This is a genomic window from Campylobacter vicugnae, assembly GCF_002139875.1.
Taxonomy (GTDB): Bacteria; Campylobacterota; Campylobacteria; order Campylobacterales; family Campylobacteraceae; genus Campylobacter; species Campylobacter vicugnae.
This window is the reverse complement of sequence record NZ_CP018793.1, coordinates 723419-740194: the sequence shown is the minus strand read 5'-3', so window position 1 is coordinate 740194 and position 16776 is coordinate 723419. Positions and strand designations below refer to the sequence as shown.

Below are 16776 nucleotides of genomic sequence, written 5' to 3'. Positions count from 1 at the left end.
ATCATCATTTAATCAGCCTTGGATTGCATATAATTTTTTACGCTCGCTTGAACTAGCGATATTTAATGCTTTTCTATATTTGGTTATTGTTCTTCTAACTAGCTTGATATTAAATTCATCTTCAATCTTAGCCAAAATCGCCTCATCGCTTAGCGGCTTAGCCCTATTTTCATTTTTAATTAAATTTAATAAAAATTCCTTAATAGCAGCATTTGATACCTCTTGAGAAGCTGCAGCTGCAAAGAAGTTTTTAAGCGGAACAATCCCACGCTTTGAACTTAAAAATTTATTTTGTATAGCACGACTTATGGTAGATGGATTCCTACCTAAATCTTCTGCTATATCTTTTAATTTCATTGGTTTTATATCTCCGCCAAAGAAATAGTCATATTGATATTCTATTATCATTAAACCAATTTTATGAAGTGTTGATTTTCTCATCTCTAAAGCATCTATTAAATCTTTTGCCTCTTTTATTTTACTTGAGACGAATTCACTTTTTTCATCTATACCTTCAATATCTATATGAATATTTGGATAAAATTCATCATTTATAGCCACTTCAATCCCGCCATCACTATCATAGACAAATATATCAGGTATTACTAGCATCTCATCATCCATATACTCAATAGCTGGAGGATTTTTAAATTTTTTTAGTAAGCTCATAGCAGCTTCATAATTTTTGCGTTTAGTAAATTTGCTAATATCTTCAAAATTTTTAATAATTTCAACACAAAGCTCATATATATCATCATCATCGCAAAGCTCATTAAGTTGAAATATAAAGCTCTCTTTATAATCTACTGCACCCACACCAACAGGCTCCAAATAGGCAAAACGAGCGCGCACTCTTTCTACTTCATCTTTACTAAATCCAGTAAATATCTCATCATCCCACTCAAAATAACCCTCACTATTAATACACTCTATAATCAAATTTGCAATCTCTTTGGATTTTTTAGATGGGAATAATCTATCATCAATTTGCATATATAGCTTCTCATATAAACTCTCTTTATAAATTATACTTGATTCTATAGTATCGCTTATGCTAGTTTTATATAGATCGTTATAAAAATTAAGCGATCTACTTTTAGGATTTGGATCAAGTTGGGCAAAAGGATTTTTCTCAATAAATGGCTCTAAAGTCTCTTTTAACTCATCGCTAGAAGCTTGCAAAATCGGTAACCAACTACGCAGGGTCTGATTAAGTTTAGTTTTAGCAGTGAGTTTTTGAGAGAGTTTCATTAATCTAACAATCTAAACTCTTCGCCCAAATAGTGGGTTCTAACAAGCTTATTATTTGCCACCTCGTTTGCACTTCCACTAGCTAAAAGGGTTCCATTTTTAATAACATAAGCTCTATCGCAAATAGCTAGCGTTTCTCTTACATTGTGATCGGTGATCAATATGCCTATATTTAATTTTTTTAAATCATTTATAATGCTTTGAATATCAGCTACAGCAATTGGATCAACACCAGCAAAAGGTTCATCAAGTAGTAAAAATTTGGGCATAATCATCAAACTTCTAGCGATCTCACATCTACGTCTTTCGCCACCACTTAGACTAAGTCCTTTTCTAGAGCGAATTGGCTCAATATTTAATAGATCAAGCATCTCATCTACTTTTTTATCAATGGTTTTATTATCATTATAGACTATTTGTGCTGCTAGGGTTAGATTTTCTTCTACTGTTAAATCTTTAAATATGCTACTTTCTTGAGGTAAATATCCAATGCCTTGCATAGCTCTTTTGTGTAAAGGATTGGCTGTAATATTAACTCCATCGAGTAAAATCTCTCCACTACTAGGCAAAATTAATCCACAAATCATATAAAATGTAGTAGTTTTTCCAGCTCCATTAGGCCCTAAAAGCCCTACTACTTCACCGCTTTTTATCTCTAGTGAAACTCCGTTTATAATATTTGTTTTTTTGATATTTTTCTTTAGATTTTTAACTTCTAACTTATGCATAACTTACCTTATAAACTCTCTTATTATCACAAATTTCAATATCGATAATGCAAACATTAAGTCCATTTTTACTAGCAAACTCGAGCAATTTATCATCAGCCCACTCAATTATATGCAATCCATCTTCATATAAATTCTCATATAATCCATTTTGTTTTATCGCTTCAAAACCACCTTGATAGATATCATAATGATAAACTCCATCATACTCTTGCATTATGCTAAAAGTTGGCGATGTAACCATATTTTGGTTATTAATTATTGCTTTACTAAGTGTAGTTTTGCCACTAGCCAAATTCCCTCTAAGAGCTATAATTCCACTATTTGGCAACTCTTTTACAAGGCTATCAAGCTCATTTAAACCAAGCTCATATCTCTTTGACATAACTACTTTGCTCGCTTTTTGGAATCGATTTTGTTACTGGAATAGCTAAGACCTCATAGCTAATCTCTTTCATTATAAATTTAATTGTAATCTTATCGCCAATTTTAACTTCTTTACTAGGCTTTGCTACAACTCCATTGATACTAACTACGCCACTTTTACACATATCTTCGCTAATTGCACGGCGTTTAGTAATATTTACTGTGTTTAAAAATTTATCTACTCTCATAGGAGTTATTTTAACTAAATTTGGCTGAATTTTGATTTTAATTTATATATTTTGTAGTGAAAAATAGGAAATAAAGCCCCCTTCAAGCGAAGAGGGAGAAAAATTATTTTTTCTTACAAGTTTTACACTCAGCAACTGCATCTTTAAAATTTTTACCAACTTTAAATTTAACAACTTTTTTAGCTGGAACTTTAACTTCTTTACCAGTACTTGGAACTTTAGCTGTTCTTGCAGCTCTTTCAGTTACACTAAAAGTACCAAAACCAACAAAAGTTACGCTATCACCTTTTGTTAATACTTCGCTGATTGTCTCAAGTACACCATCAAGTGCAGCTTCTGCATCTTTTTTTGTTAGACTAGCTTTAGCAGCTACTAGGCTTACAAATTCTGCTTTTGTCATTGTTAATCCTTATGTGGAAATTTGCATTCTAATTCTACACTATTTTATTGCTAAATTCAAGGGTTTAGCCCATTTTTACGCAAAAAAATAGGCAATTTTATACTAAATTTCTAATATTTTTGATTTAAAATTGAAATTTAACAAAAGCATAGCCATAAATTCGCTATTCTTTAGAATTTTGTAAAATCTTATCAATTATAACTTTTGATCCATTTTTATCCATAAAATTCATCAATTTTTGTGAGATACTTTCTAAATCTATATTATAAATAATATCAAGCAAATTATCTGCGTTTATCTCGCTTTCTTTTAAAATTATTCCAGCTCCTTGCTCTTGCAAAAACTTTGCATTATAAAATTGATGATTGTTAGCCGCATATGGAAATGGGATAAAAAGCGTAGGTAAGCTAGCTGCACAAAGCTCCCAAATCGTACTAGCACCAGCTCTACTAATACAAAAATCAGCTCTATTCATAAAACTATCAATCTCTTTACTAAAGGCAAAAACTTCAGCATTTACGCCTAGCTCTTTATATTTTTTAGATATAGCTTCATACTCTTTTTGTCCGCATTGGTGAATAATTTTAATACCATCTCTATCAAGACTTTTGGCTAAATTTAAAGCCAAAGTATTGATAAAGTTTGCCCCTTGAGATCCACCAAGAAATAAAATTGTCTTTAAATCATGGCGAATTCTAGATACGCTAAAAAATTTCTCATCAACTGGATAATCAAATTTTGGCTCAAAATATGAACTAAAAAATCCCTTAGCAAATGGTTTAAGAATCAAATTCAACCTGCCAATTACTGCATTTTGTTCATGTATATATAGTTTTTTATTCCACATAATAGCCCCAAATGCTGCTGGAGCCGCACTATATCCACCTACGCTAATAACTAAGTTAATATTATGTTTTTTAAATATTTTTTTGCATTTAAAGGCTAGTTTAATTATATTAATTAGCGATTTTAACTTACTAAAACCTCGTTTATTTACTACTGCGTTACTATTTAAAAAATATGTAGCATCAAAAATTTTGCTATTTTCAAACCACATTCTATCTTGACCAGCACTTGAACCGATAAATATCACTTTGATTTTACGCGAATTTAACTCACTTGCAAGTGCTTTAGCAATGGCTAAATGCCCACCTGTACCACCACCTGTGACAACTATCATGATAGATCTGCTTTTTTACTAACCATAAGAACCATTCCAACTCCTACGCAAAGTGCTAAAATAGAGCTACCCCCATAGCTTAAAAATGGAACAGCAATCCCTTTAATAGGCGTAATTGATGTAATACCATATGAATTGATCAAAAATGCCATTGTAATAATTGTTCCAACTCCTAAACTAAAAAGATGATAAACTCCATTTTGATTTCTTGATGAAATTTTAAGTATTCTATAAATTGCATATATTATTATTAAGGTAATAATAAAAATACCGATAAATCCAAGCTCTTCGGCTATTCCTGCAAGAACAAAATCGGTATGAACCTCACTTAAAAATCCTAACTTAAATGTACCATTACCAAGCCCTACTCCAAAAAATCCACCATGATATATAGCATTTAATGAGTGTCCTATCTGATATGGCTCTTCAGCTCCACTAACACGCAAAATATCAGCCATACTAGCAGGTAAAAATGAGAGTACAAAATCTTGGTTTGTTACCCACCAAGACTGAAATCTTCTAATTCTATGCTCTTGAGTAATAATAGCAAAAAATACCAAAATCACTCCAGCAAGTCCAAAAAGACCAAAAAATTTCTTACTTGTTCCAGCAAATGTAGCTAAAACTATTAAAGTAAGTGCTAATACAACTACTTGACCTAGATCTTTTTGTAAAATTGCAATCAAAAATACAGCAATTGCAAAAAGAATAAAATATGGGAATAAGAGCAAAAATTCATCTTTTAGCCGTTTTTTATTATGATCAAGCTTTCTTGAAAAGCTCCACGCTAAGAAAAATACAAACCCAATCTTAAAAAATTCAACAGGCGAAAGCGATATAGGTCCAACTCTTATCCAACGCTTAGCTCCACCAGTAATTGGCACAAGTGAAGCTGGTAAAAATTGCATAACAATCATAGCCAAAAATGAGCCAAAAAATAGAGTAAATCCGATTACTTCAAAAGCACTAAGTGAGCCAATCCATTTTTTATCAGGGTCAATCTGTGAAAGTTTCCACATTATAAAAATTCCAATAAAACCAACTAAAAATTGTCTAATAAAAAAATGATAACTAGAAAAATCATAATAAAGCACAGTAAATGCTGGCAATGAAAGTGAAAATATCATACCAATAGCAATCAAAACAATGCATACATAAAATAGCCTAAAATCAACCTCGTACATCAACTCCCCTAATCATTTAATTCTTCGGCTACTTTTGCAGCAAGTTTGAGCTTATCGCTATCAAAGTGAGTATAAATTCTAGATGTATCAAGACTAGCATGACCTAGAGCCTCTTGGACTAAAACGAGATCTTTTTGTTTTTTATATAGCATTGTAGCAAATGTATGTCTAAGCATATGCGCTCCATTTTTACCTTTTCTTATTCCAGCTTGAAATAAAATTTGCTCTACAATCCTACTTATATAGGCTTGAGTTAGCCTTTGACCATTTCTATTTACAAATACACATCCATCTTGATTTATGTAGTTTATAGCTATTGCATCTAAATGTTCATCTATTAGATGTTTTTTTATCATTACAACTCTATATTTATTACCTTTTCCTCGTATTCTAATAATATATAAATCACCCTCTTGACTAATATCTTTGCGTTTTAAATTTATAGCCTCGCTAACACGAATTCCAGTAAAAATTATAATCTTTATAATGAGCTTATTTCTATGATTATTGCTTTTAAATTCAGCCGTATCAATAGCAGTTATAAATTTCTTTACCTCATCTTCACCCATAAACTCAGGTAGCTTAGCTCCTCTTTTACCACTGATACCACCCCAATTTTTAAGCTCAATATCAAATATATGTGATTTTCCATTTTCTTCATTTTGTTTGCTTAGATAACTAAAGAAATTTATAGCTGCTATTCTATAATTTTTCTTGCTAGCATCGCTGAGCGCACCTGTTGCACTAGCTAAAACTTCACTTAATAGCTCTTCATCAATCTGCGTAATACTATCAAGTTCATAATAGCATAGTGTTTCATAGATCTTTTTAAGTGGGTTAAAATATGTATTGATTCCAGTAAGTCCTGCATTTCTAGCAGCTTTAGCTAGGCCATCGAGTTCTTCTATATCTTTTACCCCTTTTGTTAAGGTAAAATTGACACTAGCTAAGGCTTTTGGATCTTTTAATTCTTTGTTTGAGAGAGAATTTAGTTTGTATTTAACAAATTTACCAAGCCAAAAAAGCATAGAGCTTTGAAAATTATCTTTACAATCTAACTTATACTTCATAGCTTAGCAGACTCAAATTCTCTTAGTTGATTTTTCTACCGTTTTTACCAGCTATAATAAAACGAAGAGCATTTAATTTGATAAAGCCATTTGCATCTTTTTGATCATATACGCTATCTTCTTCAAATGTGCAATAAGCCTCATTAAATAGATTATCGCTTTTACTATCACGGCCAATTATCATAACATTACCTTTATATAGCTCTAATCTTACTGTGCCATTTACATTTTTTTGGCTTTCATCAATTGCAGCTTGTAGCATTTTTCTTTCTGGAGAGAACCAGTAGCCATTATATATTAATTTTGCATATCTTGGCATTAGTTCATCTTTTAAATGAGCAGCTTCTCTATCTAAAGTTATACTCTCAATAGCTCTATGAGCTTTTAGCATAATTGTGCCGCCTGGAGTCTCATAGCAGCCACGACTTTTCATACCTACATAGCGATTTTCTACTATATCAAGCCTACCAATACCATGCTTAGCACCTAAACGGTTTAACTCTTCTAGCATCTCATGAGCTTTTAACTCTTTACCATTTAGTGCTACTGGATCGCCATTTTTATATGTAATTTCAATGATTTCACTCTCGTTTGGAGCATCTTTAGGGCTTACTGACCATCTCCACATATCATCTTCTGGAGCATTATTTGGATCTTCTAATACTAAACCTTCATATGAGATATGAAGTAAATTTGCATCCATTGAGTATGGCGATTTACCTTTTTTCTTACTAATATCTATACCATGTTTTGCAGCGTAAGCTAGAAGTTTTTCACGACTATCTAAATCCCACTCTCTCCATGGAGCAATTACCTTGATATTTGGATTTAATGCATACGCACCAATTTCAAATCGAACCTGGTCATTGCCCTTGCCAGTTGCACCATGACTAATACAATCAGCACCAGTTTGTACTGCTATCTCTACAAGTCTTTTTGCGATTAATGGTCTAGCAATAGATGTACCTAGCAGATATTCACCCTCATATATGGCATTTGCTCTAAACATAGGAAAGACAAAATCACGCACAAATTCTTCTCTAAGGTCTTCAATAAATATATTTTCAGGTTTTATACCAAGACTAATTGCCTTTGCGCGTGCTGGTTCTACCTCTTCGCCTTGACCAATATCAGCTGTAAATGTAACAACTTCGCAATTATATTCATCTTGTAGCCATTTTAAAATTATACTTGTATCAAGTCCGCCGCTATAAGCTAAAACTACCTTTTTAACATCTTTTGCCTTCATTTTTGCTCCCTTAAATAAAATGGCTTATTTTAGCTAAAATATGCTTAAGATTTGATATTTTTATTTAGTTGATTTAAATTAAATTTGAATTATTTAGGGTTAAAATAACCCTAAATTTTGTATATTATTTTAGTATAGTATTATCTTTGCGAATAAGCGAGCCATCTATATCTCGTAAAAATTTGCCATTTTCATCGCATTTAAATATATCTTTATTAGTAAATGAATCTACAATTTGCCAAAACTCATCACTGCTAAATCCGCTATACTCAAGATATTTTTTAATCGCCTTTTTAGGTGGTTTGCCATCATATTTATGCACCAATCTTACACCCTCATCTCTACTTATATATCCAAGTCTAATATCTATACAAGCATTATCAGTAGCTCTTCCAAAGCCATATTTGCAATATTTTAAATAGTCATGAAGATGATTAGAATAGCAATCTAAATTTTCAAAATTTTCATAAGTAGTCTCCACTGGTCTATCAGAACACTTAAAGCCATTTTCTTGTGAGATTCTTAAATTTTCTTTATAATCCCACTTAAAATAATAGCCTAAAAATAGCCCAGTAACATTTACTCTTTTTAGCTCTTCATCGCTTGGATATGTATAAAAATATAGATCTTTTTTATCAATTCCATCAACTCCTATCATATCTTCTATGCTAGTTCCTAAAAGCCCACCAAATCTATCAAGCCAATTTTTATCTAAGATATTATTATCTTTTGAAGTGGCTGGTCCGCCATATTCTATTTGAGGACTTTCACCCCAAATAATTAATGGAATTCCAAAATTTACTGCGATTCTTGGTACGCAAGTAAATATTCCAAGATGGTTTTGCCACTCATTATCTCCAGTTCTTTTAAAAGCCTCTTTGGCAAGTTTTTTATAGACTATTGGATCTCTTTTTATATGGATTATATCTACACCTAGATTATTTAAATTTTTTAAATTTTTACGACCTACTTTAGTTGGAATTGTAGGTTCAAAACATACACAAAGTGGATTAAGTCCCAAATTTAACATAGTTAAAACCTGAAAAGTAGAATCTTTACCCCCACTTACACCAATAACACAATCATATATTGGATGCTTTTTATATTTTTTAACAAGCTCTAAAAACTCAATCTTTCTAGCATTCCAATCAATATCTAAATTTTTATTCTCTTGAGATCTACAAGCATCACATACCCCCCCCCGGTCAAAATGCAAATTTGGCTTAGTATCTGGCATAACACATTTTGTGCAAAATTTCATATATTGCTCCTAAATTTCAAACTATTTGCCGCAATTATACACAAAAAGAAAAAAAAAAAAAATAAAACCAAGCAAAAATAAATATAAACTTAATATATTTAAATTTAATATATAATATTAGTATATATTTAAAATAGCGTTTATATCGATATTTTATAGGTTAAATTTATAAAAATATATATATTTTATTTATTTACTTGACATTACTTAAATTTTATGCTACAATTCTGCTCATAATTCAATCAAAAGGAGATAAAATGCAAAAGGAAACTTTAGCAACGCATTATGGATACGATACAAAAGTTGGCACAGGAGCTATGGCAGTGCCTATCTATCAAAGCACAGCTTATGACTTTGGTAGCGCTCAAACTGCTGCAAATAGATTTACATTAAAAGAGCTTGGGCCTATCTATTCACGCCTTACTAATCCAACCCTTGATGTATTTGAATCTCGCATAGCAGCACTTGAGGGTGGAAAGGCTGGAATTAGCACTTCAAGCGGTCAAGCTGCGATATTTTTTGCTATTGCAAATTTAGCTCAAGCTGGTGATAATATCATAGTAGCTAAGAAAATTTATGGTGGTGCTACAACACTTCTTACTCACACTATTAAAAGATTTGGTATTACAGCTAAAATTTTTGATTCTGAGAGCGTAGAAGATCTAGAATCATTAATAGATGATAATACAAAAGCAATATTTTTTGAAACTCTATCAAACCCACAAATTGCAATTGCAAATGTAGAGAAAATCGTTGAAATAGCTGATAAATATGGTGTTGTAACAGTAGCTGATAACACAGTTGCAACTGCAATTTTATTTAATCCTATTAAAAAAGGTGTAGATGTAGTAGTTCACAGTGCTAGTAAATACATCAGCGGTCAAGGACTTAGCGTAGCTGGTGCGATCGTAGCTGGCGAGCAACTAAATAAAAAATTAGTAGGCAATAAAAGATATGATCACTTCAACACAGCTGATGAGAGTTATCATGGCCTAGTTTATGCTGATTTAGCTGGTGTATTTGATATATATACTCTTAGAATTCGTCTAAGCCTATTAAGAGATATCGGTGCTACACTCTCAGCATTTAATGCTTGGCAACTAATCCAAGGACTAGAAACTCTAAGTATCAGAGTTAAAGAACACTCTAAAAATGCTCTAAAAGTAGCTGAATTTTTAGAATCACATCCTAAGGTAAAATCTGTAAATTACCCAGGATTAAAAAGCTCAAAATTAAATGAGTATGTAAAAGCAAATTTCACTGATGGGCTAGCTAGCGGTCTTTTAAGCTTTGAAGTAGCTGATTTTGAAACTGCTACAAGCGTACTTGATAATGTTAAAATCTTTAGCGTAGTAGTAAATATTGGCGATAGTAAATCTATAATTACTCATCCAGCTAGCACAACTCACCAACAACTCCCAGCTAATGAATTAGCAGCTGCTGGTATTACTCCAGGACTGATCCGCCTAAGTATTGGATTAGAAAATGCAGATGATTTAATCAATGACTTAAAAGAAGCATTAAAATGAGCCTACTTACTACAAAAGGCGTATATGGCTTAATGGCAATAATTGAGATATCAAAAGGAGATAGGACAAATCCTGTCTCCTTAAAAGATATCTCTATAGCCATAGATGTATCAAAAAACTATCTAGAACAACTACTAAATAGCCTACGAAAAGATGGAATAGTAGGTAGTATTAAGGGTATTAAAGGTGGATATTATCTTAGTAAAGCTATAGATGAAATTACTCTTTATGATATATTTAATAGTCTAGAAAATGAATTTAATCTAGTAAGCATAGAGCTAGAAAATAGCTCTTATGATATATTTTTTAAAGAGTATAATGAAAAGCTAAAAGAGCTTTTTATGCAACCTCTAAGTAGTATCAAGATTGACCAAGAACAAGCTGGCAAATATCTAAACTATATAATATAAGGAAAAAATATGAAAATTGCAAATAGCGTAAGCGAATTAATTGGTAATACTCCGCTTATAAAAATAAATAAATTTGGCAATGAGGCTAATATTTTAGCTAAATGCGAATTTCTAAATCCAAGCCACTCTGTAAAAGATAGAATCGCATTAAATATGATAGAAAACGCAATTGCAACTAATAAAATTGATAAAAATACTACAATTATCGAACCAACAAGTGGCAATACAGGCGTTGGTTTAGCGATGATAGCAGCTGAACGCGGTTTAAAAATTATTCTTACAATGCCTAGTTCAATGAGTATAGAACGCCAAAAACTTCTTAAAGCTTTTGGTGCTGAACTTGTACTAACCGATCCAAAATATGGTATGCAAGGTGCAGTAGATGAAGCTATAAGACTATCTAAAGAGATTCAAAATAGCTTTATACCAAGCCAATTTGATAATCCAGCCAATCCAGATATGCACAAAAGAACAACTGCACTTGAAATTTGGAATGATACTGATGGTAAAGTAGATATATTTGTAGCAGGATTTGGCACTGGTGGAACAGTAAGCGGTGTAGGTGAGATATTAAAATCTAAAAATCCAAATATTAAAGTTATTGCCGTAGAACCAGCAAAATCACCACTTATAAGCAAAGGTGAAGCAGGCCCGCATATGATCCAAGGCATAGGTGCAAACTTTATACCAAAGAATTTAAATAGAGATATTATAGATGAGCTTTTTACTGTATCAAATGAAGATGCAATCGCCACAGCTAAAGCTTTAGCTCAAAGCGAAGGTTTATTAGTAGGTATCTCAAGTGGGGCAAATATTTATGCAGCTAGTCAAATAGCCAAAGAAAATCCAGGCAAAACAATAGTTACAATCCTATGCGATACTGGTGAGAGATATCTATCAACTGTACTTTATGAGTAAATTTGGAGTGGTTTCACTCCAAATTATATAGCTGCAAATAACTTTTTAAGACTACTATTTTCTAATTTTTCACTATCATAGGCTGAATTTAATTTTTGTAAATCTTTTTTATATCTAGCTAGTGTCTCTTCGATACTAGCAAGTGCTGCTGCTTTATCAGATGGATTCATATTTGAAACATCTAATGCCTTTAAAAGCTCAGCTCTTTTAATCTCTAATTGCTTTTCAATTTTCTCATTATTCATAATATTTACAGTATTCATTATACCGTATTTATTTATATTATCTCTAAAAGTATCAACGCTATCTACACTACTACTTTTGCTATCACTTTGTAGCATTTGAGATAATATATCTTTAAATTCAACATCGCTTTCATAATGCTTTGAAGTACCATATACTTCATTTTGATATTTTGATATATTATTTATTTGCATATTTTATCCTTAATAATTATTAGATAAAATAAGCAATTTTTATTCCTTAAGCAGCACTATTTTTACTAAATATTCCAAGTATTTTAGCACTTATTATTTTAAATATACCTCTTTTTTTACTCTTACTTAATAGATACTTAGCAATTTCTGCCCTATTAAACATAATAGCAAAACTATATGGAGTAAGCCCCATTCCATTATTTGCATCGATATCAGCTCCTGCTTCTACAAGTAGCTTAACTATCTCGAGATTGCCTTTAAAGCATACTCCAGCTAGCGGGGTTTGACCACGATCGTTTCTCTCATCAACATTTGCACCACGCTCTAAAAGCATCTTAGTTGTCTCATATGAACCATTATAACTAGCTAACATTAGCAAACTATCGCCTTTATGATTTTTAAGATTTACATTTAATCCTGCATTTAGCATTAACTCTAACTGAGCAAATTCATTATTTCTAGCAAAATTAAACGCATATCCACACAGCTCTTCATATCGTTTTTCTTCTTCTTGTGTTATCATCTTAATTCCTTATTGCAAATTTAAATTGCATTTTTATGATACTTAAATTTACAATAAGCCCCCAAAAATTGGGGGGCTTATACTACTTAGCTAGTGCAGCTTTTACGCCATCAGCGTAAGCTGGGTCAATTAATCTAAAATGATTTAACGCTTTTTGGATTATATCATCGCTTACACCATTCATGCTTTGTGCTATATTAGAATGAAGTCTGGCTTTCTCATCACTTGACAATATTGCATATAATGACCTTGCATCTGTATAATAATCAGCATAGTATTCTCTATGATTAAATCTTTGTGCTATCTCGCCTATGGCTAAATCTGGTTCAGCGAATTTAGCATTTTCAACTGGCCCACCATTGCTATTTGGCTCATAATATGCTGATTTTTCTTGTGCATAGCTACCATTATTCATAGCTCCACCTACATAGTAGTTATTGACTTCAACTATTGGCTTATTAACTTCAAGTTGTTGATAATGCACACCAACTCTATATCTTTGAGCATCTGGATAGCTAAAAATTCTAGCTTGAAGCATTCTATCTGGGCTATAACCAATACCTGGAACTATATTGCTTGGACTAAATGCTGCTTGTTCTACTTCGTTAAAATAGTTTTTAGGGTTTTGATTAAGAGTTAAAACGCCTACATTTATAAGTGGATATTTAGAGTGAGGCCAGATTTTAGTTAGGTCAAATGGATTAAACTCGCACTCATTAGCCTCTTCTTGACTCATTATTTGAATCTTAAAATCCCACTGAGGGAACTCACCTCTATCAATTGCCTCATATAGATCTCTTTGATGACTCTCTCTATCTACAGCTATGATCTTAGCTGCTTCTTCATTGGTTAGATTTTTAATACCTTGACGAGTTTTAAAGTGGAATTTAACCCAAAATCTCTCACCATTTTGATTTATTAAGCTATATGTATGACTGCCAAAACCATGCATATGACGATAACTTGCTGGGATTCCCCTATCGCTCATTAAGATCATTACTTGATGCATTGTCTCAGGGTTTAGTGTCCAAAAATCCCACGCAGCGTTTGCTGATCTTAAGTGTGTTCTTGGGTCTCTTTTTTGAGAGTGGATAAAATCTGGAAATTTCATACCATCTTTGATAAAAAATGTCGGTGTGTTATTACCTACTAAGTCCCAATTGCCCTCTTTAGTATAAAATTTAATTGCAAATCCTCTAACATCTCTTTCTGCATCTGCTGCACCAGCCTCGCCAGCAACCGTGCTAAAGCGTAAAAATAATTTAGTTTTTTCACCTTTTTGAAGCACATTTGCTTTAGTATATCTACTAATATCTTCAGTAATCTCTAAAACACCATATGCACCACTACCCTTAGCATGGACTGTTCTTTCTGGGATTCTCTCTCTATTTTGAAATGCAAGTTTTTCAATCAATTGATAATCTTGAAGTAATACTGGGCCGGTAGCACCTGCTGTGATACTAAACTGATTTGAGCTAATTGGATTTCCGCTAGCTGTATTTAATTGTTTTGTCATATGATTTCCTTTTTGATAAATTAAATCTATGGCAAAATAGTATCTAAATATAAATAATATTTGGTAAATAATAAAAATTATTATATATAAATTTATATCCTAATTTTAGTTCCAAATTTGATTTAAAGCTAAATTTATTTTACAAGTGCAGCTTTTAACACATCTACAATTGTATCAACAGCGATAATTTCCATATTATCTAAAACCTGATTTGGGATATCTTTTAAATCTCTATCATAATTTTTACGTGGGATTATTGCTTTTGCAACTCCTGCTTTATAAGCTGCAATTAGCTTCTCTTTTAACCCGCCAATTGGCAATACTTTTCCACTTAAAGTAATCTCTCCAGTCATTGCAACATTGCTATAAATTGGAGTATCGCTTAAAATTGAAGCAATAACAACACTCATTGTAATTCCTGCGCTTGGGCCATCTTTTGGCGTAGCACCTTCTGGTACATGTATATGTAAATCATAGCTATCATATACAGCTTTTTGTTCGCCTTCTTTATCTATTTGAATTAAATTTTTTGGAATAGAAATTTCGCCCTTATCTATCAGACTCTTTACAAGACTAAAAGCTATTGTAGCAGACTCCTTCATCACATCGCCTAACTGACCAGTGATTTGCATAGTACCCTTGCCTTTTATCTTTAATGCTTCTATTTTTAACACATCTCCGCCAACTGCTGTCCATGCAAGGCCATTTGCTATACCTATTTCATTTTTTTTGCTTACAATCTCAATTTCAAAAACTTTTTTATCAAGATAATTTTCTAAATTTTTTGTTGTAATTACTATTTTTTGTGTTTGATTATTTAATATCTCTAAGGCAGATTTTCGTAATATATCAGCTATTCTATGGCGTAAATTTCTCACACCACTCTCTCTAGTATAATCGCTAATTAATAAATTAAGAGCATCTTTTTTAATCATTACTTCACTACTTTGCAATCCATGCTTTTTAAGCTCATTTGGCCATAAATATCTCTTTGCTATCTCAAATTTTTCTTGTGGTGTATAGCTATTTAACCAAATAAACTCCATTCTATCACGAAGTGGAGCCGGTATAGCACTAGCATCATTTGCCGTAGCTATAAATATTACTTTGCTTAAATCTATATGGAAATTTAAATAATAATCACGAAATTTACTATTTTGTTCAGGGTCTAATATCTCAAGCAATACAGCAGTCGGGTCGCCTTTATATGATCTTGCAATCTTATCTATCTCATCTAATACCACTACTGGATTCATACTTTTTGCTTCAATTAAGCCTTGCACTATCCTTCCTGGCATTGCACCTATATATGTGCGACGATGTCCGCGTAACTCATTTACATCTTCTAACCCACCAAGAGCTATACGCACTAGCTCTCTTTTTAATGCATTTGAGATTGAATTTGCTAAACTTGTCTTACCAATTCCAGGAGGCCCTACAAAGCATAAAATTGCCCCTTTATTATCTTCTAATCCTCTACTATGCAAAAGCTCTTTAAGTCCAAAATACTCTATAATTCTACTTTTTGGCTTTATAAGCCCAAAATGATCTTTATCAAGCTCTTTTTGAACATCTTTTACAGTTAATTTTTTAGAACTAAAGCTACCAAAAGGCATATCTAAAGCCCAATCCAAATAGCTGCTAGTCATACTAGATTCAGCACTATCTGTATGCATTTTACTCAATTTTGATATATTTTTATTAATCTCTTTATAGGCATCTTCGCTCATAAATTCACGCTTAGCTTCAAGTCTCTCTTTATACTGTGTAATTTGAGCTTCTTTATCTAAATCTATACCTAATTCACGCTGAATTTCTTTTAGTTGTTCTTTTAAAAAATACTCTTTATTAGCTCTATCGATTCTAGAGCTTACTTTAGTTTTTATCTCTTTTTGAAGTTTATTTGTCTCTATTTGAGCATTTAGATACTCTATAATATCTAATATTTTTTGCTCTAAATCTGTTTGGATAAAAAAGTTATAAGCTACATCTTTTTTAAGATGTAAAGCACTACACACAAGATCGCAAACCCTGCTAGCCTCATTGCTATCATCAATGGTACGAAGAAGATCTGGTGGAAAGAAGTGATTTAATAAACTTAAGCTTTTTACACTCTCTTTTAATACACTTAGACTAGCTTTTATTCTATTTATATCATACTCATCTAAAATTACAGTATCTACTTGAGCTATGAGCGGATCTATATCTATTGCAGATATGATTTTACCTCTATTTAATCCTTGAAACAAGATCTTAACTCTACCATCGGGCATAGTAACTCGTCTCATAACATTACCTATTACACCATACTCATAGATAGAATCAAATTCTCTCTCACCTCCTCTTGAAGGCTTAGAGCAAACTATCATAACTGGACTATCATCTCTTAAGGCTAAGTCTAGTGCTTTAATATTTCTCTCATCATTTAAAAATATTGGAGTAATCATAAAAGGATATAAAAATAACTCATCTTCAACTATAATTGGTAAATTAGCTATACTCATTA

General features: G+C 32.0%; 17 protein-coding genes. 3 read left to right on the top strand and 14 right to left on the bottom strand.

The genetic code is table 11. The annotated features are described in order from the left end of the window. Positions 1-12 precede the first annotated feature (12 nt). From CVIC12175_RS03870 to pseA, 10 genes are all read right to left on the bottom strand, one after another. Positions 13-1251 (bottom strand): RNA polymerase factor sigma-54, encoded by a 1239-nt coding sequence (locus tag CVIC12175_RS03870; RefSeq protein ID WP_086246495.1) that lies wholly within the window; start codon positions 1249-1251, stop codon positions 13-15. Further along, positions 1251-1979, bottom strand: a complete 729-nt coding sequence (gene lptB, locus CVIC12175_RS03865) for an LPS export ABC transporter ATP-binding protein (RefSeq protein ID WP_086248318.1) — start codon at positions 1977-1979, stop codon at positions 1251-1253. The genes CVIC12175_RS03870 and lptB overlap by 1 nt, the downstream gene beginning before the upstream one ends. Beyond that, positions 1972-2364, bottom strand: coding sequence for a tRNA (adenosine(37)-N6)-threonylcarbamoyltransferase complex ATPase subunit type 1 TsaE (gene tsaE, locus CVIC12175_RS03860; protein ID WP_086255274.1), 393 nt, complete (start codon positions 2362-2364; stop codon positions 1972-1974). Before tsaE ends, lptB begins: the two co-directional genes overlap by 8 nt. Further along, positions 2348-2593 carry an RNA-binding S4 domain-containing protein gene (locus CVIC12175_RS03855; RefSeq protein ID WP_086248316.1) on the bottom strand — a complete coding sequence of 82 codons (246 nt, stop codon included), beginning with the start codon at positions 2591-2593 and terminating at the stop codon, positions 2348-2350. Before CVIC12175_RS03855 ends, tsaE begins: the two co-directional genes overlap by 17 nt. A gap of 103 nt (positions 2594-2696) precedes the next feature. Beyond that, positions 2697-2993 carry an HU family DNA-binding protein gene (locus CVIC12175_RS03850; protein WP_086246499.1) on the bottom strand — a complete coding sequence of 99 codons (297 nt, stop codon included), beginning with the start codon at positions 2991-2993 and terminating at the stop codon, positions 2697-2699. 163 nt (positions 2994-3156) lie between these two features. Beyond that, a complete protein-coding gene (gene murG / locus CVIC12175_RS03845) occupies positions 3157-4173 on the bottom strand; it encodes an undecaprenyldiphospho-muramoylpentapeptide beta-N-acetylglucosaminyltransferase (protein ID WP_086302326.1) in 1017 nt (338 codons plus the stop codon). Next, complete coding sequence (locus CVIC12175_RS03840) at positions 4170-5357, bottom strand: FtsW/RodA/SpoVE family cell cycle protein (protein ID WP_086315871.1); 1188 nt, start codon at positions 5355-5357, stop codon at positions 4170-4172. The genes murG and CVIC12175_RS03840 overlap by 4 nt, the downstream gene beginning before the upstream one ends. An 8-nt stretch (positions 5358-5365) precedes the next feature. Then, complete coding sequence (locus tag CVIC12175_RS03835) at positions 5366-6427, bottom strand: tyrosine-type recombinase/integrase (protein WP_086315870.1); 1062 nt, start codon at positions 6425-6427, stop codon at positions 5366-5368. 22 nt (positions 6428-6449) lie between these two features. After that, positions 6450-7676, bottom strand: a complete 1227-nt coding sequence (locus tag CVIC12175_RS03830) for an argininosuccinate synthase (RefSeq protein WP_086315869.1) — start codon at positions 7674-7676, stop codon at positions 6450-6452. A gap of 124 nt (positions 7677-7800) precedes the next feature. After that, complete coding sequence (gene pseA, locus CVIC12175_RS03825) at positions 7801-8937, bottom strand: pseudaminic acid biosynthesis protein PseA (protein ID WP_086315868.1); 1137 nt, start codon at positions 8935-8937, stop codon at positions 7801-7803. A gap of 257 nt (positions 8938-9194) precedes the next feature. Here pseA and CVIC12175_RS03820 point away from each other — a divergent pair, with 257 nt between their 5' ends. Genes CVIC12175_RS03820 through cysK form a run of 3 tightly spaced genes read left to right on the top strand, consistent with a single transcriptional unit; the run spans position 9195 to position 11794 of the window. Then, entirely contained in the window at positions 9195-10466 is a 1272-nt protein-coding gene (locus tag CVIC12175_RS03820; protein ID WP_086315867.1) for an O-acetylhomoserine aminocarboxypropyltransferase/cysteine synthase family protein, read from the top strand. Beyond that, on the top strand, positions 10463-10876 hold the full coding sequence (locus CVIC12175_RS03815; protein WP_086302330.1) for an RrF2 family transcriptional regulator: 414 nt from the start codon (positions 10463-10465) through the stop codon (positions 10874-10876). The genes CVIC12175_RS03820 and CVIC12175_RS03815 overlap by 4 nt, the downstream gene beginning before the upstream one ends. A 9-nt stretch (positions 10877-10885) precedes the next feature. After that, the gene (gene cysK / locus CVIC12175_RS03810) at positions 10886-11794 is read left to right on the top strand and encodes a cysteine synthase A (RefSeq protein ID WP_086256694.1); all 909 of its coding nucleotides are present in this window, start codon (positions 10886-10888) and stop codon (positions 11792-11794) included. Positions 11795-11817: 23 nt separating this feature from the next. Here cysK and CVIC12175_RS03805 read toward each other — a convergent pair whose 3' ends face one another. The 4 genes from CVIC12175_RS03805 to lon all read right to left on the bottom strand — a co-directional run bounded on the left by CVIC12175_RS03805 (position 11818) and on the right by lon (position 16774). After that, positions 11818-12231: a hypothetical protein gene (locus CVIC12175_RS03805; protein ID WP_086302332.1), complete on the bottom strand. Its 414-nt coding sequence runs from the start codon at positions 12229-12231 to the stop codon at positions 11818-11820. 46 nt (positions 12232-12277) lie between these two features. Continuing rightward, positions 12278-12754: an ankyrin repeat domain-containing protein gene (locus CVIC12175_RS03800; protein ID WP_086253933.1), complete on the bottom strand. Its 477-nt coding sequence runs from the start codon at positions 12752-12754 to the stop codon at positions 12278-12280. Positions 12755-12836: 82 nt separating this feature from the next. Then, a complete protein-coding gene (locus CVIC12175_RS03795) occupies positions 12837-14270 on the bottom strand; it encodes a catalase (protein ID WP_086302334.1) in 1434 nt (477 codons plus the stop codon). Positions 14271-14404: 134 nt separating this feature from the next. Then, positions 14405-16774: an endopeptidase La gene (lon, locus tag CVIC12175_RS03790; protein WP_086302336.1), complete on the bottom strand. Its 2370-nt coding sequence runs from the start codon at positions 16772-16774 to the stop codon at positions 14405-14407. Between the last annotated feature and the right edge of the window lie 2 nt (positions 16775-16776).